Below are 19,803 nucleotides of genomic sequence, written 5' to 3'. Positions count from 1 at the left end.
CCAAACCAGCGTGGAATTCCAAGCCCAAAGGGGTAAAGCGCAAAAAATGGACGAAAAAAATTCATCATACACCTACGCCGATGCAGGCGTTTCGATCGAAGCAGGCAATGCTCTAGTCAAAGCCATTGCCCCCCTAGCCAAAGCCACAGCGCGTCCTGGCGCGACCAGTGAGCTTGGCGGATTTGGCGGCTTTTTCGACCCAAAGGCAGCAGGGTATAAAGACCCGCTTTTGGTCGCGGCCAATGACGGAGTTGGCACCAAACTCAAACTCGCAATCGAGTATGATAAGCACGACACAGTGGGAATTGATCTTGTTGCGATGTGCGTGAACGATCTCATCGTCCAAGGTGCCGAACCGCTGTTTTTCCTAGATTATTTTGCAACGGGCAAACTTGAAAACGGCATTGCCGAGCGCGTCGTTGCGAGCATTGCGGATGGCTGCAAACAGGCAGGCTGCGCGTTGATCGGCGGCGAAACCGCAGAGATGCCGGGCATGTATGCTGACGGCGATTATGACCTTGCTGGCTTTTGTGTAGGCGCAGTTGAGCGCGGCGAGCAATTGACCGGAGACAAAGTGGCCGCTCGCGACGTTTTGATCGGACTTGCTAGCTCTGGCGTCCATTCCAATGGCTATTCATTGGTCCGGCGACTCGCTGAGGATAAGGGGTGGAAACTTGACCGCCCTGCCCTGTTTGACCCTGATCGCTTGCTCATTGATGCTTTGATTGAGCCAACACGGATATATGTCGCAAGCCTTCTTCCGCTCATCCGCGAGGGGTTGGTCCACGGTCTTGCACATATCACAGGCGGCGGCCTGCTTGAGAATATTCCGCGCATCCTGCCCAAGGGCGCTCATGCACAGGTGAACGCTGATCTTTGGGATCAGCCGCGCTTGATGGCTTTCTTGCAGGCGCAAGGTGCGATTGAGCCGAAAGAAATGGCGCGCACCTTCAACTGCGGGGTTGGCATGGTGCTTAGCGTGGCCGCAGATCAAGCGGCAACTGTGACAAAGCGGTTGAAAGCGGCGGGCGAAACCGTCGTCCAAGTTGGCACGATCGAGGCCGGAGACCGGGGTTGCACTGTACGCGGTTCTCAAGGCACTTGGGGTGGACGCGAGGAGTGGGAGGCCACGCATCTTGGCTGATGCTCCTCTGAACAAAGCCAAACTCGCGGTCTTTATCTCGGGTACGGGCACCAATATGGCGGCTTTGCTCTTTGCCAGCCGCCTTAAGGACGCTGCGTTTGAGATTGTTTTGGTCGCAAGTAATGTTGAGGATGCAGACGGCCTAAACCTCGCGGCCATTGAGGGGGTGCCTACCTTTGCCCATTCGCATAAAGGGCACTCACGCGAAGACCAAGACGCGGCGATGGAACAGGCCGTTCTTGATGCAGGCGCGGATTATATCGTCCTTGCAGGTTATATGCGGATTTTGTCCCAAGGATTTGTGGAACGTTGGGAAGCTCGGATGCTGAATATCCACCCTTCGCTGCTCCCCAAATACAAAGGCCTCGACACATTTGCGCGCGCAATTGATGCAGGCGACAGTCATGCCGGATCAAGCGTCCATTTGGTGACGCATGAATTGGATGCAGGCGAGGTCTTGGCACAAGTCCGGGTTGCGATTGCGTCTGACGACACGCCCGCAACCCTCGCACAGCGGGTCAAAATCGCTGAGCACCAGCTCTATCCGCGCGCGGTTGCCGATTATGTGAGCCGCGGGAACGATCCAGAGTTCCTTTTTTCAAAGTTGCGCGAGCTTGCCCTTGCCCTTCCTGAAACGCATGAGCGTTCCAGCCACGGTTCGCCCGGCTTCCGGGTTGGGACGGAGAAATCGGGCAAGTTTTTCGCCCATTTCAGCCAGCAACACTACGGGTCGCAGCACATTGCAGTGCTGGTTAAGACCAGCGGCATGGATGAACTCCTCAACCTCGTGGAGACACAGCCCGAGGTTTATTACAAACCCGACTATTACGGTGCCAGCGGGTGGGTTGGGCTCATCCTCAATCGACCAAATGTCGATTGGGACCATATCGCCGATTGGCTTGGCCGTTCTTGGAGAAGCAGCGCGCCGGCGCGTTTGACCAAGCTGCTTGATGCAGCGGATATATTCTGATGGCCGCACAAAAGCGCGAACACCTTTTGTCGCGCGGCAAATTGGCAGATCGTGTGAATGTGTTTCTGACAAAAGCATGGGAACGTGGGTGGCTGCCACCGCCCGACCTTTCGCCGACCGCATTGTGGGCCGCCGCGCAAAAAGGAGTTGCGCAAGCCAAAGATGCCGAGACATTTGGGCGGAGTGAAGAAGAAGTCGCCGACTTTCGCTTGAGGCTCGAAAAGCTCTGCCAAGCTGTGACAGACGAGGCGCAGCTTAACGCGTTGGGTCAAACGATGGCATATGGGCAGTTGGTAAGAGTGATCCGCAACCGTTTGGCCTTTGGCAAGCTATGGCGCGATCAACCCCATTTGCTTGAAACCAAACTGGCTGATCCAGTCATTGTGATTGGCCATATGCGAGGCGGTACCACGCGCATCCACAAACTATTGGCAGCAGATCCAGCCCATTCGCATACGCGCTATCAAGATGCGTTTCACCCGGTGCCGTCTCGCTTCTGCATGAACCGGGTAAAGTCGTCGGTGGAGCTCGCCATGCTGGGAGCTTTGAACCCCTGGCTTCAGTCAATTCATCCAATGGCAGCAGACGAAGTGGAAGAAGAACTCGCCTGGATTTCAGCAGCGCTTCATCATTCGATCTACGAAACACAGTGGCACATTCCCAGCTATAGCGCGTTTAGCGAAGATCGCGGCCCCGCCCCGATTTACCGTGAGTTTGCGCGGATTTTGCGGACCGATGCAGCGATGCGGGGTAACGCCGACAGACCGCGTGTTATGAAAGTTCCCGCCTTTGCGGAAGACCTCCCCGCGATGTTGGAACAATTTCCGGGCGCGCGTCTTGTTCTGGCCCACCGCGACAGGGAAGCGGTTTTTCGCAGCGCTGTGTCTTTATGTGCAAACCAAATGGCAATCCAATCCGACCATTGCGATCTAAGCGCCATCGAAACGCTCTGGGAGCATAAGATCACCCTTCGAGAGCGCCGGATGGCTGATACATTGGCCGACTGGCAAGGCCCAATAGCAAAGCTTGAATTCGATGATCTGAACGCCAATTGGCAGAGCGCGATCAAAGCCTGCTACAATCAGCTTGGCCTTCCATTAAGTGAAGAAGCCGAAAAGGCCATGGCTGAGCAAATGAGAGGAAGCGCCAAGGGCGCGCACCATGATCACTCCGCCCAGCTCGAACGCTTCGCAAAACAAAGCTAAAACGAAAAAGGGCCGCCCCGCAGGACGACCCTTTCAAAACAAGTGTGATGTCGAGGATCAGCCGACGATTTCGTCGTCGCCAAAAAAGAATGCGATTTCAATCGCTGCGTTCTCTTCGCTGTCTGAACCGTGGACTGAATTCTCACCGATGGAGAGAGCAAATTCCTTACGGATCGTGCCTTCGGCTGCGTCTGCTGGGTTGGTTGCGCCCATGACGTCGCGGTTGCGCTTTACAGCGTCTTCGCCTTCGAGGACTTGAACCACAACGGGTTCGCTCATCATGAATTCGGTGAGTTCGCCAAAGAAAGGACGTTCTTTGTGAACCGCGTAGAAGCCTTCGGCTTGCTCTTGGCTCATGTGGATGCGCTTTGATGCAACAACGCGAAGGCCAGCTTCTTCCAGCTTAGCGGTCACGGCGCCTGTCAGGTTGCGCTTGGTTGCATCAGGTTTGATGATCGAAAAGGTGCGGGTAACCGCCATTGGATTGTTCCTTGAGTTAAGAGAGGGACGCGCAGGGGTTGCCCGCGCACCAAAAATGGTTGGCGCGCCCCTAGCCCCGGGCGCGGCCAAGTTCAAGGCCAAGTTCAAGGTTTGTCTTGAAGAGTGTTCGGTCGGTTAACCTGGCTGTTCGCTGATCGTGAGTTGGCCGGTTACAACACCGTCATCACCGGGAAATGCACTGACTGAAAATGTCGTGCCGTTGTCCTCATTCTCTCCGCCGATCATCTTCCCGCCATTAATCAACGTTTCGATCTGAATGGAGATGCCAGCATTCTCCGCCTCGGCGCGGAAATGTGCGACGATTTCGTCCGGGCTCTTGTCAGATTGGAATGTCGTCAGGCTACCCTTGCTTTCACCTTGGTCGACAATCGTGTTGCTGAGAACATTTGCACCGCTCACCATTGTGAAACCTGCGGGCAATTCCTCTGTCACATCGGCGCCCGAGCGCATACTCACCGTGCCATCCGGCGTTTCAACGGTCATAGTGGACGAGCCACTGTCTTGGTCGATAATGTACTCCCCGGTTTCACCTTCTTCAGTCGTGAATTCACCAGAAGTCTCAGACCCGCAGGCAGTTAGCACCAATGCGCCCGCCGCAGCGCATGCAATCAACGAAATCCGCATAACAATTTCCCCCAATTCGCGTCTACGCGACCTTAACCCATTTGCCGCCGTCTTGTCGAAAGAACGCTCGCTCTAGATCATCTGTTCCATCAAGCCCACGCCAAATGCCGCGCGCTGCCTCAACTGTGTTGTCATCAAACAGGAGGAACACGCGCTCAAAACCCGATTGTTCACGATATTCGCCGTCGGCAAAAATCACATGACTGGCTGTGTTTGGCGCATCGAGCGTCTCGGAAAGCAGGATTGGCTGGTTTTCCGAACCCACAGCGCCCGCCTCACCATTGGCAAGGAAACTATCTGGCCCCGCTTTCCACAATTCGCGTGAAATCGTTTGGCGTTGTTCAGGCGACGCACTCACCACAAGCAACCGCTCGCCCGCATCCATCACGCGGGCCGCGATAAGAGCGACGACCTTTTCCACCGGGTCGCGCGAGAGCTGCCAAAAATCGACTTTCATCAACCCAACGCTATACCAAGCGCACCCAATTGGCGAGGCATTAGCGGGCTATTCAGCGTTGTCCGCAACAAACTGATCAATCAATCGGGCGCCGTAGCCGGTCGCCCCTTTCTCGTGCGTGGCTCCCGGCTTGTCCGACCACACCATGCCCGCAATATCGCAGTGCGCCCAAGGAGTGCCCTTCTTGATAAAGCGGTGCAGGAATTGCGCGGCCGTAATGGAACCCGCCCAGCGTCCGCCAATGTTCTTCATATCGGCGATGGGTGAATTGATAAGCTTATCGTAGGCAGGGCCGATTGGCATACGCCACAGCTTGTCATTGGTCGCCTTACCCGACGCCAAAAGCTTGTCAGCCAGCGCATCGTCATTGGCGAACAAGCCGCCATGCTCATTGCCAAGCGCGACGATCATCGCACCAGTCAGGGTTGCAAAATCGACGATTTGTGCAGGGTCGAAAGTCTCTTGAGCCCAATGAAGCGCGTCGCACAGGACAAGCCGGCCTTCGGCATCGGTGTTGAGCACTTCCACTGTCTGACCGCTCATCGTAGTGAGCACATCGCCCGGACGGATTGCATCGCCGTCTGGCATGTTCTCGACCAAGCCCATAACGCCCACGACGTTGGCCTTAGCCTTGCGCGAGACGAGCGCGAGCATGCCGCCGGCCACTGCGCCAGCGCCGCCCATGTCCCATTTCATGTCTTCCATGCCCGGAGCGGGTTTGATCGAGATACCGCCGGTGTCAAAGGTTACGCCCTTACCGACGAACACAGAAGGTTTATCTCCTTCATTGCCGCCGTTCCAGCGGATCGCGAGCAATTGCGATTCGCGCCGTGAGCCCTGGCCCACACCCAGAAGTGCGCCCATGCCAAGCTCAGCCATTTCCGCTTCGCCAAGCACGATCAGTTCCGCACCCGTTCCCGCAAAAGCTTCTTTGCAAAGCGCGACAAAGCTTTGTGGATAAACGATATTTGCAGGCTCAGTGACCAACTTCTTGGTGAGCTCCACCCCGCGAGCAATCGCAGCCGCCCGTTCCCAATCGGCATCGGTTCCTTCTGGTGCGCCGACAACATGGACCGTCTCAAGCGAGATCTTTTTGTCGCTTGTCAGTTTTGTGCGGTATTCATCATGTGCCCAACTGCGAAGCTTTGCCCCTAAAAGGACAGCGCCTGCATCCTCAGCAGAAAGGCTTGCCTGACTGAGATCCAGAATCAATTCTGTTTCGCCAGATCGCAGATATTTCGCAATCGCTGCCCCTCCTGCGCGCTCGAGGTTGTGGCGGCGACTATCTGAGCTTGCCTCACCGGCCCCGACCACGGCGACACGTGCAGCCTTACCGTCCGAGCTCGTAAATCCTTCAAAGACTTGGCCCGCTGTGCCTTTGAAGCGTGACGCATTGGCACCTTCTGCCAATACCGGGTCAAAACCATCGGGCATTGTCCCTTGGTTTACGATTGTTGCGACGGTAGCCGCTTGAGTAGGAAGAGCTTGGGTAAGGACGATTTGCATGCTTGCTCCGTCGTATTGGCTCACCAACTGAGCCTGTAAAATGAACGTTTTGTCTGGCGATTATAAGCACCTGACTGGGGGGAAAAGTTCCCATCCCTCTAAACCCGATTGCGATTAGGCGTGAGCGGTGCAATAGGCAAGCCATGTCGGGAGCTTTCGGGGTCATGTTGAAGCGAAGTAGGCGCGTTTCTAGTGCTGCGATAATCGCGGCTTGTTTCGTGCCGTCAACGCTTGCCGCCCAGGAGCGCGCTACCGATAATGGCCCATCCCAGGAACAGATTGATGCGCAGATCGGTTACGAAAATGCGCATTTGCCATCGCTAGCAAGTCAAAAAAGCTCGCGCGATATTTTCGAGCCAATTACCCTTACCGAAGCGCGAGAAGCTCAGACAATTACCGAACCGAACTCTCAGATTGAGTTCGAAGCCAATGAAGTGGCTTTCGATTCCGAGACGAACACAGTCACAGCCATTGGCAATGTGATATTGCGCAATGAACAGGCTTCGGTGCGCGCTGATGAAGTTATTTGGGACCGTAAGTCCGGCATAATCACAGCCACCGGCGCAGTTCGATTTGTTGATAAATCCGGCAATCAAGTATTCACTGAGACGGTCGAGCTCAACGACGCCTTTGAAGCGGGCGCAATGGACGAACTCTTGCTGGCTCTTCGTACCGGCGGTCGCTTGGCTGCCCGCTCCGCTGAACGCGGCGAAGATGGCATCGTCACTTTGAACAACGCAGCCTATTCTGCGTGTCCGGTCACTGACGAACAAGGATGCGCCCGCGATCCAAGCTGGCGCATCACAGCGGAGAGGGTGCAATTTGACCCGGTAGAAAGCCGCATTCGTTTCGACGGCGCAGTGTTGGAGATTTTCGGAACGCGGCTCTTACCCCTCCCCGGCCTTGCTCTTCGCACCGATGGCCGTGCTGAAAGCGGGTTTCTCGCACCCAATTTCCGCATCGATCAGGTCAACGGGTTAGAGCTGTCGGGTGAGTATTACGCACGCATTGCCGATAATAAGGATCTCACCTTGGGCGGGCGTGTTTTCACCAATGCAGCGCCATTGGTCGAAGCGCAATTCCGGCATTTCACGGAAAAAGGCGCGTATCAAATCACAGGATACGCAACCAGCAGCCGCAGGGTTGCCAATTTTGGTGTTGCACCAACAACAACCAACGAGCCGCGCGGCCATTTGTTCGCCAATGGACGTTTCATATTTTCGCCCGAATGGACTTTGACAGGTTCGGTTCGGGTCGCCTCTGACCGGACCTTCCTTCGCCGCTATGACATAAGCCGCGATGACCGTTTGCGTTCGACGATCAATCTGGAGCGGATTGACGACAACTCATATTTCAGCCTTGCAGGCTGGGCAACGCAGACCCTGCGGATCGCGGCGGATCAAGGGCAAGTGCCTCTTGCCTTGCCAGCGATTGATTACCGGAACATCCTGAAGAATGAAGTGTTAGGCGGGCAACTTCAATTTCAGGCGAACTCGCTCGCCCTTATCCGTGACGAGGGCCAAGATACGCAGCGCGCCTTTGCAGGGGCAAAGTGGGATCTGCGCACGCTCACCGAATTTGGACAGCTGGTAACGCTTACCGGCCTTGTGCGCGGCGATGTTTACAATACGAATGATACGCTATCGACTTTGACAGCGGTTTATCGCGGTAACGAGGGGTGGACCGCGCGCGGCGTTGCAACCGCAGCGGTTGATATTGAATGGCCTTTGGTCGGGGAAGCGTTTGGCGGCACACAGGTTTTGACCCCGCGTGTGCAATTTGTTGCTAGCCCTCCGATCCGCAACCTTGCTGTGCCAAACGAAGATGCCCGTGCGATTGACCTTGAAGACTCAAACCTTTTCGCCCTCAATCGTTTCTCTGGATACGACCGTGTCGAGGATGGCGCGCGCGTTACATACGGCGTGGATTGGGAACTCAACCGTCCCGGATGGCGGATAAAATCGAACATTGGCCAATCGTATCGCCTGACCAATGAAGAAGAGATTTTCCCTGACGGCACAGGCCTTTCGGACAAGTTCTCTGACTTTGTTGGAAGGACCGAAGTGCGGTTTCGCAACTTTGTCTCCTTCACCCACCGCTTCCGGCTCGACAAAGACAACTTTGCCGTACGCCGAAACGAAATTGACGCAACCGTGGGTTCGCAGCGAAACTATCTCGAATTCGGCTATTTGAGGCTCAATCGGAACATTCAAACGGTTGAAGATCTGGCTGACCGCGAAGAGTTGCGCGCCGCCGCGCGCTTTACCATTGGCCGGAATTGGTCGGTTTTTGGGTCCGGTGTTTTCAACTTGACCAATGAAGATGAAGACCCGGTCTTTACCCCCGATGGCTTTGAACCGATCCGCACAAGGTTGGGTATTGCATACCGCGACGACTGCATCGAATTTGGCGCCACCTGGCGGCGCGACTTCATCAGTTTTGGTGATGCGGAAGAAGGCAACAGCTTTCAGGTCTTTTTCTCACTGCGCAATTTGGGTTTCCGTTAAGCTGCGAACGATGCCCGCGTTATCATCCGCGAAACAAGACAGCTCTTAACAAACCGCGCATACGCGTTGGCAGCGAGGCAAAAAGGGGTTAAGGGCTTCGGCAAATAACACTCAGCCTGCGTTAAGCCGGCGATTGGTAGTTGAGGAAATAGGATTGGCGAAACGGGACGGCCAATCAGTTTGAGCAACGACCGCTCAATCCACTTTCATTACCAATTTGAACACACAAATATTGCGAGAAACCAGGATCAAAAACGTGACCTTGAAGGCAATTTCAACCATCCGCACACCTCTTTTGGCTCTAGGCGCGGTCGCTTTGACATTATCGACCGCTTCAGTGGTTCCAGCGTTTGCTCAAAGCACAGCGGCCCCTGCTCCGATAACACCATTTGGTCTGCCGTCCGATGTGACGGTCTTCGATGATGGCAATCCCAACCAACGCAGCGCGACTGCGGTGGTTAATGGTTATGTCATCACAGGCACCGACATCGAACAGCGCGTGAAGCTCATCACCAACGCATCTCAAGCCGACGTTTCCCAAGAGGAATTGCAACGTTTGCGCTCTCAAGTTCTGCGTAATTTGATTGATGAGACGCTAAAAATCCAAGCCGCGGAATCCCAAGAAGTTGGCGTTCAAAAAGCGCAGGTTGACCTTACTTATAATCAGCTTGCGGCGCAGAATTTCGGTCAAGAATCGCAGGCGATGGATAACTATCTTATCTCGATTGGTTCATCCGCAAATGCTCTAAAGCGCCAAATCGAAGGCGAGCTTGCGTGGGAAAACCTTATTCGCCGCAACATCACCCCATTCGTGAATGTCTCTGCTGAAGAGGTGAATAGCATTCTGGAACGACAGGAAGCCGATCGCGGGACGGAAGAATATCGCCTTGGCGAGATCTATTTGAGCGCGACGGACGAAAACCGCGAAGCTGTGCTCCAGAACATGAACCGGATTGTTGAACAACTTCAACAAGGCGGCAGTTTTGTCGCCTACGCGCGCCAATTCTCAGAAGCAACCACTGCCATCCAAGGCGGTGATACCGGCTTTTTGCGACTTAACACCTTGCCACCAGTGATGGCGGAATCTGTTCGCCAGATGGAGCCAGGACAATTGGTGGGCCCTCTCCCCATTCCGGGCGGTTTCACCGTCATTTATCTGATCGACAAACGTCAGGTATTGATGGCCGACCCACGCGATTCAGTGCTCAGCCTGAAGCAAATTTCCATCGACCTTCCTCCGGGGGTAAGCGATGAGGATGCAACCACTAGTATCGAACAATTCGGCAGCTATGTTCAAACATTGAACGGATGCACGGACGCTGAAAATGCAACAGCTGCGATCGGCGCAGCGGTTGTGTCCAACCCACAAATCCAAATACGGCAACTGCCAGAGCAGCTTCAATCAATTCTGCTGAGCCTGCAAATTGGGCAGACCACACCACCCTTTGGCACAGCCGAAGATGGTGTGCGCGTGCTGATGGTGTGTGGACGCGAAGACCCGGCAGATGCAGGCGCGCCTACATTCGATTCTGTGATGGACACGATTGAGGCAGAGCGCGTCAACAAGCGTGCACAGCGTTACCTGCGCGACCTGCGCAACGATGCCTATATCGAATATAACTAAGGCAAACGCGGCGGTGTCCACCTTACCGCTTGCCCTCTCTATAGGTGATCCAGCAGGGATTGGGCCTGAGGTAATTCTGAGCGCCTATCATGAACTTAAAGGCTTAGTCCAACCCTTCTTTGTGGTTGGCGGCTTTGATGTCCTTCGGGGCTGTAACGAGGCACTGCCGGTCCCATGCAAGATCATCGCAATTGCAGAGGCAAGCGAGGCACAAGAAGCCTTTAACGACGGGCTGCCGGTCCTGCTCGGCGCCGATGCGAGCTACACACCCGGTAAGCCCGGCGACGAAGGCGCGGCGCTTGCACTTCATTCATTGGCCGAGGCGGTGCGCGCCGTATTGCTGGGCAAAGCCAGCGGCGTTGCAACTGCGCCCGTCAGCAAGTCCCAACTTGCCAAGGTGGGTTTCGATTTCCCGGGTCAAACTGAATTTTTGGCGAGCGTTTGCGGCCTTGCGCCTGATGACGCGGTGATGATGCTTGCGGGGCCTACATTGCGGACAGTTCCCCTCACTGTGCATGTCGCATTATCAGCTGTTGCCGGCCTGATTTCACCAGAACTCATCCAGCATAAGGCCGCAATCGTTGATGCCGCGCTCAAACGTGATTTTGGGATCGCTAGTCCACGCCTCGCTATTTCTGGTCTAAACCCGCATTCTGGCGAAAACGGCCAATTTGGCGATGAAGAAGTGCGCGTGATTGAGCCCGCGATTGAAGCGTTGAAAAGCAAAGGGATTGACGCATTTGGTCCGGTGCCCGGTGACGCGCTTTTCACAAAGATCATGCGTCCCCAATACGATGCAGCGCTTTGCATGTATCACGATCAAGCTCTTATCCCGATCAAAGCGCTTGAATTCGATCAGGGTGTTAATGTGACGCTTGGCCTACCCATAATTCGCACTTCTCCCGATCATGGAACCGCGTTTGACATTGCTGGCACGGGCAAAGCCGATGCAAACGCGATGATCGCCGCGATCAGAATGGCAGGGCAAATGGCCCGTGCACGTGTGAGAGCTTAAGTGAGCGACCTTCCACCCATCAGAGAAACCATCGCCCGCCACGGCCTTTCTGCGAGCAAGGCACTGGGGCAAAATTTCCTTTTGGATGAGCAATTGCTTGACCGCATTGCAGCGCTTCCCGGCGATTTATCAGGTGCGAATGTCCTTGAAGTGGGGCCCGGTCCCGGGGGTCTGACCCGCGCATTGCTGCGCGCCGGTGCCAATGTCACAGCGATTGAAATGGATAGCCGCTGTTTGCCAGCACTCGAAGAGCTGAGCGAAGCTTTTCCCGGAGCGCTTACGGTCATCCAAGGCGACGCGATGAAGCTGGATCACGGCGAAATTATGGGCGGTGCGCCGTTCCATGTGCTCTCCAACCTGCCCTATAATGTCGGCACTGCGCTGTTTGTGCGCTGGCTAACGGGTGAAGGGTGGCCTCCCTTGTGGCAGTCGCTAACCCTGATGTTTCAACGCGAAGTGGCGATGCGGATTGTCTCTAAACCGGGCACAAGCGCCTATGGCCGTCTTGCCGTGCTTGCCCAATGGCGATCTCAGGCGAAGCTTGCGATGAAAGTGCACCGCAGCGCCTTCACCCCTTCCCCCAAAGTGATGAGCGCAATTGTGCACGTGACCCCGGGCAAGGCGCCAGAAGGTGTGGAGGCCAGGTCACTTGAGCGCCTCACCGAAGCAGCCTTTGGACAACGCCGTAAAATGCTCCGCCAAAGCCTCAAAGGTGTACCCGGCGCATTGGAAGCGTTGGAGAAAGTGGGCATTGATCCGACACGGCGCGCTGAGACGCTGAGTGTTGATGAGTTTGTGAGGTTGGCAAGAACACTGACTTAGAGAATTTTTGGGCACGGATTGCTTTTGCTGGTGTAGTCAAAGCCCCAAGTCCGATAACCTTCCACGTCGATGTGAAATCGCCCCATCTCGCCCCGCTGAGTATCTTCGGGATCGTAGAAAGCTCCAAGCCCCATCGACTTACTTCTTCCAATCTGGTTCTGCAAAATGCAGAGCTTTTTGAAGATGTCTTCTCGCCCAGTGATCTGTGTAGCGACTAAATCTAAAGCCTTGAAATTCAGGTGCTTGCTACGGCTAGCGCCATTAACGCAGTCGTTGATTTCAGGTGACCGGTATCCCGACGCCACTTCAAGAGGACCGGTGACAGGAATTACTTCGTCTCTTAACAATCGAAGAGTTGGGATGATCTGCCTCCAGCGACTTTCTGGAGGCACGAGAAAGTAATCGGTTCCGCAACGTTTTGCATAATGCGCGTCCACTCGCCAAAGCTGCCAAGCCGGAACCACTTCAGCGACGCCCTCTTCTTCAAGCATGGCCTGAAAGCTGGCAAACGACGCAGCTTTCGAATCCATGGTATGTGGATGTGGGGAAAAGTGCCATCGATTGAAGGCTTCAGCAGAGCTGGGACCTGCTTCGTTTGGTGAGCTTGCAACATCCCCGACCGCAGCTAGTGACACAGTCGCTACGGTGAGGATTGCCATTATGATGATCTTGCTCCGCATAGCAGCAAGATGGCTTAACCGACCTTTTTACGCAATCTCCAAGCATGAAGCAGCGGCTCGGTATAGCCAGAAGGTTGCTCTACACCCTTAAAGATGAGATCTTTCGCCGCTTGGAATGCGGGCGCGTCCTCATTGCCGATAAGCGGCGTGTAGGTGGGGTCGCCAGCATTCTGCGCGTCCACTTTGGCCGCCATGCGCGTGAGGCTGTCCATAATCTGCTCTTCGGTGACAACACCGTGAAGAAACCAGTTCGCAAGATGCTGTGACGAAATACGTAAGGTGGCGCGGTCTTCCATTAGCCCAACGTCGTTGATGTCGGGAACCTTGGAACAGCCGACACCTGCATCGACCCATCGCACGACATATCCCAGAAGCCCTTGACAATTGTTGTCGAGCTCTGCGGTGAGTTCCTCATCCGAACAATTGGTGCCTTCTGCCAGCGGGATGGAAAGAAGCGCATCCAGACCAGCAGGCTCTGGCAGGTCATTCTGAATGTCGAACACGTTTTCGGAATGGTAGTGCAGCGCGTGGAGCGTTGCGGCCGTGGGGGACGGCACCCAAGCGGTGTTTGCGCCAGCACGAAGGTGGCCGATTTTCTCGGCCATCATCTGCCCCATAAGGTCGGGCGCGGCCCACATGCCCTTCCCGATTTGCGCGACACCTGACAGGCCGTGCTTAAGGCCAATGGCGACATTGCGCGCTTCGTATGATCGCAGCCAATCCGAACCTTTCATCGCGCCTTTGCGCATCATTGGCCCAGCACGCATAGAGGTGTGGATTTCATCGCCTGTCCGGTCGAGGAAGCCCGTGTTGATAAAGACGATCCGGTCCTTCACCGCTTTGATACACGCGCCAAGGTTGGCAGATGTCCGGCGCTCTTCGTCCATCACGCCGACCTTGATCGTGTGGCGTTTGAACCCCAGCAAATCCTCCACCGCATCGAACAAATCATTGGTGAAACCGCATTCTTCCGGCCCGTGCATTTTGGGCTTTACGATGTAGATGCTGGCCTCACCACTTTTGGGTTTGGAATTGCCATACTTGGCCTGACCTTCGACATCCAAGGTGCTGATCGCGCTGGTGAAAACTGCGTCCATAACGCCTTCAGGAATCTCGCTTCCATCGGGCAGCAAGATAGCCGGATTGGTCATCAAATGCCCGACATTACGCACAAACATGAGACTGCGCCCTGAGAGGCTATGCTCAATCCCAGAGCTATCCTTATAGGTTTTATCGCCGCTAAGTTTACGGGTGAGCGTGCGTCCGCCCTTGTCAAAGCTCTCCTGCAAATCGCCGCGAATAACGCCCAGCCAATTGGTGTAAGCCAGAAGTTTATCCTCACCATCAACCGCCGCGACAGAATCTTCGCAGTCAGCAATTGTGGTGAGAGCCGCTTCTATGTTGATATCTGCAATATCGAGAGGATCATTCTTGCCGATCGGATCTTCGGGATCAAAGATGATTTCAAAATGCAAACCGTTGTTCTTGAAAAGACGCCCCTTCTCCGTCTTGCCAATATACTGGGAGTTGTCGGCAATCGCGACCCATTTGCCAGTGCCATCGGACAAAGTTTCCAAATCCGCCCAGCTTCCTTCAGCAAGCGGCACGGCTTGGTCGAGGAATTGCCGTCCACGAGCGATCACCGCTGCGCCGCGTTCGTCGTCATAGCCGCCTGGGCGTGCTGCTGGCGCATCCAGCGCATCGGTGCCGTAAAACGCATCGTAGAGCGAGCCCCAGCGCGCATTGGCTGCGTTCAATAGGAAGCGCGCATTGAGGATAGGCACCACAAGCTGAGGCCCGGCCATGGTTGCAATCTCTGGATCAACATTTTGCGTACCGATTTGAAAGTCATCCGGCTCCGGCACGAGATAACCAATCTCGCGCAGGAATGCCTCGTAACCTGCCGCATCGTGCGGTTCGCCCGCCCGTTCATCGTGGTAGGCGTCGATCTTTGCCTGCAAATCCTCGCGCTTGGCTAGCAGCGCGGCATTGCGCGGAGCATGGCTTGCCAAAAGGTCAGCGAACCCTTGCCAAAAAGCCTCGACGTTCCGGCCCAACGGCGCCAGAACTTGGGATTCCAACAGCTCAGCCAACGGTGCATGAATAGAAAGGCCAGCGCGGGTGGTGTAATTGTGCATGTGTGTCCTCAAATGCCATAATGATATGGAACCTGGGGAGGAGGACATATCCTCTATGACCAAGCGGCAATGACATTGCAATCGTGACGTGGCGTCAAGCGAGCCTTGATAGTTTGCAGCGGGCCGTTAGAGATCGTTTCCCATGAAACCAACCGCAATCGCAGACATTGATGCCGACGCCATGCTGGATCAGGTCCGATCATGGTGCAGCATTAATACTGGCACCGCCAATCTCGAAGGCCTCGCGCGGCAGTTGGACGTGTTGGAAAAGGCATTTTCCGTACTACCCTGCAAAATTGAACGCGTTGACCCCGCTCCGGTTACAGCAGTTGATGCTGATGGATGCGAAGTGGAAAAACTGCACGGGCAACATTTCGTCTTGCGTGTACGTCCAACGGCCAATCGCCGTATTTTGTTGACGGGTCACATGGATACCGTTTTCCCCAAGGATCACAGCTTTCAAGAGCTTACATGGCTTGAGGACGGTGTACTGGGCGGCCCCGGCGTTGCGGATATGAAGGGCGGGATCGCAGTGATGCTGCATGCGTTGATGGCTTTCGAAGCGTCCGCGGGTGCTGGATCGCTCGGCTATGACGTGCTGCTTAATTCGGACGAGGAAACCGGGTCGCTTTCCAGCAATGGATTGATCGCAGAGATGGCGCGCGGAAAGCTTGCTGCGCTCACCTATGAACCAGCCGCCCTGCCCGATGGCACCCTTGCCCATGCGCGCGGGGGCAGCGGGAATTACTCTGTTATCATTACTGGCAAATCTGCTCACGCTGGCCGCAATCCCGATGACGGGCGCAATGCCATTGTTGCCGCCGCCGATTTGGCTGTGCGTTTAAAAGCGTTGCACTGTCCCGATATCTCGGTGAACCCTGCCAAAATCGAGGGGGGCTCTGCTAACAATGTTGTCCCCGACCATGCCGTTCTGCGTTTCAACATCCGCCCGCAGAGTACCGAGGCAGCCCAGGCATTTGAGCGTAATCTCAAAACTCTGCTCACATCCCTTGAAAGCCAGCACGAGGTCTCCGCCCACACTCATGGCGGCGTGACCCGTCCGCCAAAACCGGTTGATGAAAAAGCGCAGATGCTCTTCGACCTCGTACGCGAATGCGGGGCGCAGCTTGGCCAAGACATCAAATGGAAGTCGACAGGCGGCGTATGCGATGGCAACAATATTGCTGCTCAAGGCATCCCAGTCGTGGACACCATGGGCGTGCGCGGAGGATCAATCCATTCCGCTGACGAATTTTTGATCACCGAAAGTCTGGCTGAGAGGGCCGCACTTTCAGCGCGCGTGATCCAGCGACTTGATGAAGGGGCGATTTCTTGAGCTTTCGACTGCGGGCCGCGCGCCTTTCCGATCTGGAATATCTTTATGAGATGGCGAAGCTAACGGGCGGCGGCTTCACCAATCTGCCAGCGGATCGCAAGGCTCTCACAACAAAGCTTGAACGCGCAGTCGCAGCGTTTGAGAATACCGATAACGAACTTGTCGATGAACAATTCGTGCTGGTCCTCGAAGACCCCAAATCAGGCGCGGTAAGAGGCACATGTCAGCTTATGACGATGGTGGGACAGCAATGGCCGTTCTACTCCTACCGCCTCAACACGCTGACGCAGTACTCTCAGGAACTCGACCGAACAGTGCGCACTGAAATGCTGAACCTGGTCACTGACCTTGAAGCATCCAGCGAAGTGGGCGGTCTCTTCCTTCACCCCAATGAACGCGCAGGCGGGCACGGACTATTGCTGGCACGCAGCCGGTATCTGTTCATCGCCATGCACAGAAAACGCTTTGCCGACCGCATTCTCGCAGAGCTTCGCGGGATTATTGATGAGCGCGGAGATAGCCCCTTCTGGGACAATGTCGCTGGCCGCTTCTTCGGGATGAGCTTTAACGAAGCCGACTATTTCAATGCGATCAACGGTAATCAGTTTATCGCTGACCTTATGCCCAAGCACCCTGTCTATGTGGCGATGTTGGACCAGGAAGCGCGCAAGGTAATCGGTGTGCCTCACCTGTCGGGCCGCGCTGCCATGCGAATGCTGGAGAATGAGGGCTTTGCCTACGAAGGTTATGTCGATATTTTTGACGGCGGCCCCAGTATGACTGCGCGCACAGATCAAGTTACAAGCGTCCAGAATAGTGTCGAGGCCCGCGTGACAGCGATGGATATTGAAGAGGGCGAAAAAGCGATCCTTGCGACCGGTAGGTTGTCCGATTTCCGGTCATGCTACGGCGCGCGGGTGTTGGATGAAGACGGCGGGATTGCCATCGATTCAGCGGCCGCCGACGCTTTAGATGTGTCAGAAGGCGATACCGTATGGAGCGTTGCGCGTTAAAGCACTCTACCGAGGTTTTTCGAGCGCTATGACCGTGTAGCTCGTCGCATATTCGCCCAAAATCGGCAGAGCCATAAGCGTGTCTCCAATCGCCTTTTTCGCGCCCGATTGCCCAAAGCCAGACTTGTCGAGACGCTCAATCTTAAGACCAACACTGCGCACCATTGTACGAAAATCGGCAATATCGAGCCCGTTGACATATCCCTGCTCTGCAAAACTTGACCACTGGCTCCATTTGTTGGGCTTTTTGCTCCCATCCCGGTTCAAATCCCAATGGCGCGGCACAAAGTTGGGGTCATCGTAAATTGCCTGAGCAGTACGGAACATCGCTTTCTCACCAAATAACACATGCGCCCATGGCAGCGGGATAAGCGCCTCCATGTGCGGGCCCCAAGGTCCTTTGAAAGGAAACCATTCGATCAGCACACGCCCACCGGGGCGAAGCACGCGTTCCCAATCGGCAAGGATGCTTTCAGGGTCCATCACGTGTTCTAGACAATCAAAAGCGGTGATGAGATCAATGCTGGCCGCCTCAAGGGGCAAGCCTTCGACATCGCCTTCGATAAACCGCAATATATCGCGAGTATCAGGTTCGCCCTCCAACTGCGCTTGAGCCCGTCCCAAGGCGGCGGTGTCGATGTCTATCCCAGTGATAGATCGGGCAAGGCCTTTTGATGCCAGCAAAAAACTGAGCTGCCCTGCCCCGCACCCAAAATCCAGAACGTCTTTGCCAATAAGCTCGTCGTCAGAAAAGTGCCGCCAACTGCTAGTAAGCGATGCGTCGCGCCATTGGGCATAATCGCCCATGTCTGACATCTTCGCCTCTGGGGGCGACATCAGGCGCTTTGACAGCGCTGTGCAGGCGAGCGTTCTGAGATGCATGTGGGCAATTATAGTGGACTTGTCCTAATGGTCATTTAAGGCTCAGCTGATGGCACAAAATAGGACTTTGAGCGATACGACCGCGCTTACGGAAATCAACTTCGACGGCCTTGTTGGCCCAAGCCACAATTACGCAGGGCTAAGCCTCGGCAATATCGCCAGTGCAAGTCACAAGGGCGATCCGTCTTACCCGCGCGCGGCAGCCCTTCAAGGGGTGGCCAAGATGCGCCGCAGCTTTACCGCTCTAGGTGTGCAGGGGTTCTTGCTACCCCTGCCCCGCCCAAATGGCGCTCTGCAAGATGCGCTCCACCTTGATGGAAGCGAAGCCGCAGCTTTGCGGGCGGCCCCGTGGTCTGCGTCAAGCATGTGGACGGCCAATGCGGCGACGGTTTCTCCAGCGCCCGACACAGCCGACGGCAAATGTCATCTGACGCCGGCGAACCTCATCACCATGCTCCACCGCGCGCAGGAATGGGAAGACACCAAGGCGCAGCTCGAGGTTGCTTTTGGAGACAAACACCACTTCACCGTGCACGACGCCGTGCCGTCAACCTTTGGCGATGAGGGTGCAGCCAATCATGGGCGCTTTTGCGAAAGCCACGGCGGCGAAGGCGTAGAGCTGTTCGTATACGGCAGCCTCGGTGGAAAATTCCCCGCGCGCCAGCACGAACAGGCAAGCCGCCTTGTCGCCCGCGGCCACGGCCTAGCTCCCGACAAATGCGTCTTCATTGAACAAAACCCTGCGGCGATCGAGGCAGGCGCATTCCACAATGATGTGGTGAGCGTTGTAAACCAGCGCGTCCTCTTCACCCACCAAGAGGCTTTTGCCGACCAGCAAGGCGCTTATGACGCGATCCGGGCCAAATTCCCCGCGCTTCAAGTGGTCGAAGTCCCCTCCAGCGCGGTCACTATGGCCGAGGCAATCCGCACCTATCTCTTCAACGCTCAGCTTATCACTCTGCCTGATGGCACCATGAACCTGATCGTTCCCGAGGAATGCCGCGAGAGCCCTAGCGTTTGGGCCTATTGCGAAGAGATGATGGCCAGCAACGGCCCCATCCGGAAGGTGGTACCGGTCGATGTACGGCAGTCGATGGCCAATGGCGGGGGTCCTGCTTGCCTGCGTCTGCGCGTGGTGTGTGATCCGGCAACCGTTGATCCGCGTTTCCTGCTGGATGAGGCCAAAGCCGACAGAATCGAAAAGGTTATCGTCGCCGCCTGGCCCGAACAAATCGACCCATCGGATATTGGCAGCAAAGTGCTTGCCAAAGACGTCATTGCAGCGCGTTTTACCTTGCTCGAAGCCCTTGAACTTCAATCCCTTGCATAAAACTCCTCGGTAATAGGGTTAATGCGTTTGCAACCTCGTGTCGGACGCG

The 19,803-nt window shown here is 55.6% G+C and carries 17 protein-coding genes; 10 read left to right on the top strand and 7 right to left on the bottom strand.

The genetic code is table 11. From position 1 onward, the window contains the following. Positions 1-46: 46 nt before the first annotated feature. Genes purM through ABJ205_RS12855 form a run of 3 tightly spaced genes read left to right on the top strand, consistent with a single transcriptional unit; the run spans position 47 to position 3,319 of the window. The gene (gene purM, locus ABJ205_RS12865) at positions 47-1,144 is read left to right on the top strand and encodes a phosphoribosylformylglycinamidine cyclo-ligase (protein ID WP_348157154.1); all 1,098 of its coding nucleotides are present in this window, start codon (positions 47-49) and stop codon (positions 1,142-1,144) included. Next, on the top strand, positions 1,137-2,114 hold the full coding sequence (gene purN / locus ABJ205_RS12860; RefSeq protein WP_348157151.1) for a phosphoribosylglycinamide formyltransferase: 978 nt from the start codon (positions 1,137-1,139) through the stop codon (positions 2,112-2,114). Before purM ends, purN begins: the two co-directional genes overlap by 8 nt. Continuing rightward, positions 2,114-3,319, top strand: coding sequence for a sulfotransferase (locus ABJ205_RS12855; RefSeq protein ID WP_348157148.1), 1,206 nt, complete (start codon positions 2,114-2,116; stop codon positions 3,317-3,319). The genes purN and ABJ205_RS12855 overlap by 1 nt, the downstream gene beginning before the upstream one ends. A 57-nt stretch (positions 3,320-3,376) precedes the next feature. On the opposite strand, the gene ndk is transcribed toward ABJ205_RS12855, so the two are convergent. The 4 genes from ndk to ABJ205_RS12835 form a co-directional block, all read right to left on the bottom strand. Next, on the bottom strand, positions 3,377-3,799 hold the full coding sequence (ndk, locus tag ABJ205_RS12850) for a nucleoside-diphosphate kinase (RefSeq protein WP_348157146.1): 423 nt from the start codon (positions 3,797-3,799) through the stop codon (positions 3,377-3,379). Positions 3,800-3,934: 135 nt separating this feature from the next. Then, positions 3,935-4,444 carry a hypothetical protein gene (locus ABJ205_RS12845; protein ID WP_348157143.1) on the bottom strand — a complete coding sequence of 170 codons (510 nt, stop codon included), beginning with the start codon at positions 4,442-4,444 and terminating at the stop codon, positions 3,935-3,937. 22 nt (positions 4,445-4,466) lie between these two features. Continuing rightward, positions 4,467-4,901, bottom strand: a complete 435-nt coding sequence (locus tag ABJ205_RS12840; protein ID WP_348157140.1) for a DNA polymerase III subunit chi — start codon at positions 4,899-4,901, stop codon at positions 4,467-4,469. A gap of 48 nt (positions 4,902-4,949) precedes the next feature. Beyond that, positions 4,950-6,407: a leucyl aminopeptidase gene (locus tag ABJ205_RS12835; RefSeq protein WP_348157138.1), complete on the bottom strand. Its 1,458-nt coding sequence runs from the start codon at positions 6,405-6,407 to the stop codon at positions 4,950-4,952. A 218-nt stretch (positions 6,408-6,625) separates the two neighbouring features. Here ABJ205_RS12835 and lptD point away from each other — a divergent pair, with 218 nt between their 5' ends. From lptD to rsmA, 4 genes are all read left to right on the top strand, one after another. Next, positions 6,626-8,914 (top strand): LPS assembly protein LptD, encoded by a 2,289-nt coding sequence (lptD, locus tag ABJ205_RS12830; RefSeq protein ID WP_348157135.1) that lies wholly within the window; start codon positions 6,626-6,628, stop codon positions 8,912-8,914. A gap of 256 nt (positions 8,915-9,170) precedes the next feature. Then, positions 9,171-10,538: a peptidylprolyl isomerase gene (locus tag ABJ205_RS12825; RefSeq protein ID WP_348510062.1), complete on the top strand. Its 1,368-nt coding sequence runs from the start codon at positions 9,171-9,173 to the stop codon at positions 10,536-10,538. Beyond that, positions 10,516-11,553, top strand: coding sequence for a 4-hydroxythreonine-4-phosphate dehydrogenase PdxA (gene pdxA / locus ABJ205_RS12820; RefSeq protein ID WP_348160738.1), 1,038 nt, complete (start codon positions 10,516-10,518; stop codon positions 11,551-11,553). Before ABJ205_RS12825 ends, pdxA begins: the two co-directional genes overlap by 23 nt. Then, positions 11,554-12,375 (top strand): 16S rRNA (adenine(1518)-N(6)/adenine(1519)-N(6))-dimethyltransferase RsmA, encoded by an 822-nt coding sequence (gene rsmA / locus ABJ205_RS12815; protein WP_348160739.1) that lies wholly within the window; start codon positions 11,554-11,556, stop codon positions 12,373-12,375. Here rsmA and ABJ205_RS12810 read toward each other — a convergent pair. Both ABJ205_RS12810 and ABJ205_RS12805 read right to left on the bottom strand, forming a co-directional pair. Continuing rightward, positions 12,372-13,034: a D-Ala-D-Ala carboxypeptidase family metallohydrolase gene (locus tag ABJ205_RS12810; RefSeq protein ID WP_348160740.1), complete on the bottom strand. Its 663-nt coding sequence runs from the start codon at positions 13,032-13,034 to the stop codon at positions 12,372-12,374. The two genes, rsmA and ABJ205_RS12810, sit on opposite strands and share 4 nt — an antisense overlap. A gap of 35 nt (positions 13,035-13,069) precedes the next feature. Beyond that, entirely contained in the window at positions 13,070-15,193 is a 2,124-nt protein-coding gene (locus ABJ205_RS12805; protein WP_348160741.1) for a malate synthase G, read from the bottom strand. Positions 15,194-15,335: 142 nt separating this feature from the next. Between ABJ205_RS12805 and ABJ205_RS12800 the strand changes: the two genes are divergently transcribed. Together ABJ205_RS12800 and ABJ205_RS12795 are read left to right on the top strand one after the other, a co-directional pair. Then, positions 15,336-16,529 (top strand): hydrolase, encoded by a 1,194-nt coding sequence (locus tag ABJ205_RS12800; protein ID WP_348160742.1) that lies wholly within the window; start codon positions 15,336-15,338, stop codon positions 16,527-16,529. After that, positions 16,526-17,542: an arginine N-succinyltransferase gene (locus tag ABJ205_RS12795; protein ID WP_348160743.1), complete on the top strand. Its 1,017-nt coding sequence runs from the start codon at positions 16,526-16,528 to the stop codon at positions 17,540-17,542. Before ABJ205_RS12800 ends, ABJ205_RS12795 begins: the two co-directional genes overlap by 4 nt. 6 nt (positions 17,543-17,548) lie before the next feature. Here ABJ205_RS12795 and ABJ205_RS12790 read toward each other — a convergent pair whose 3' ends face one another. Continuing rightward, complete coding sequence (locus ABJ205_RS12790; RefSeq protein WP_348160744.1) at positions 17,549-18,349, bottom strand: class I SAM-dependent methyltransferase; 801 nt, start codon at positions 18,347-18,349, stop codon at positions 17,549-17,551. Between the two features lie 124 nt (positions 18,350-18,473). On the opposite strand from ABJ205_RS12790, the gene ABJ205_RS12785 reads away from it, so the two are divergent. Then, complete coding sequence (locus tag ABJ205_RS12785) at positions 18,474-19,754, top strand: N-succinylarginine dihydrolase (protein ID WP_348160745.1); 1,281 nt, start codon at positions 18,474-18,476, stop codon at positions 19,752-19,754. Positions 19,755-19,803 lie beyond the last annotated feature (49 nt).

The organism is Erythrobacter sp. (assembly GCF_039988855.1).
GTDB lineage: Bacteria > Pseudomonadota > Alphaproteobacteria > Sphingomonadales > Sphingomonadaceae > Erythrobacter.
The sequence above is the reverse complement of the archived record's forward strand: the minus strand, read 5'-3'. Positions and strand labels throughout refer to the sequence as shown.

Coding starts and splice junctions, on each gene's coding strand:
- ABJ205_RS12810 (WP_348160740.1), bottom strand. CDS start 13,034: ATGGCAATCCTCACCGTAGCGACTGTGTCACTAGCTGCGGTCGGGGAT.
- ABJ205_RS12790 (WP_348160744.1), bottom strand. CDS start 18,349: ATGGGCGATTATGCCCAATGGCGCGACGCATCGCTTACTAGCAGTTGG.
- ABJ205_RS12855 (WP_348157148.1), top strand. CDS start 2,114: ATGGCCGCACAAAAGCGCGAACACCTTTTGTCGCGCGGCAAATTGGCA.
- ndk (WP_348157146.1), bottom strand. CDS start 3,799: ATGGCGGTTACCCGCACCTTTTCGATCATCAAACCTGATGCAACCAAG.
- ABJ205_RS12835 (WP_348157138.1), bottom strand. CDS start 6,407: ATGCAAATCGTCCTTACCCAAGCTCTTCCTACTCAAGCGGCTACCGTC.
- pdxA (WP_348160738.1), top strand. CDS start 10,516: ATGCCTATATCGAATATAACTAAGGCAAACGCGGCGGTGTCCACCTTA.
- purM (WP_348157154.1), top strand. CDS start 47: ATGGACGAAAAAAATTCATCATACACCTACGCCGATGCAGGCGTTTCG.
- ABJ205_RS12805 (WP_348160741.1), bottom strand. CDS start 15,193: ATGCACAATTACACCACCCGCGCTGGCCTTTCTATTCATGCACCGTTG.
- ABJ205_RS12800 (WP_348160742.1), top strand. CDS start 15,336: ATGAAACCAACCGCAATCGCAGACATTGATGCCGACGCCATGCTGGAT.
- ABJ205_RS12845 (WP_348157143.1), bottom strand. CDS start 4,444: ATGCGGATTTCGTTGATTGCATGCGCTGCGGCGGGCGCATTGGTGCTA.
- ABJ205_RS12785 (WP_348160745.1), top strand. CDS start 18,474: ATGGCACAAAATAGGACTTTGAGCGATACGACCGCGCTTACGGAAATC.
- ABJ205_RS12840 (WP_348157140.1), bottom strand. CDS start 4,901: ATGAAAGTCGATTTTTGGCAGCTCTCGCGCGACCCGGTGGAAAAGGTC.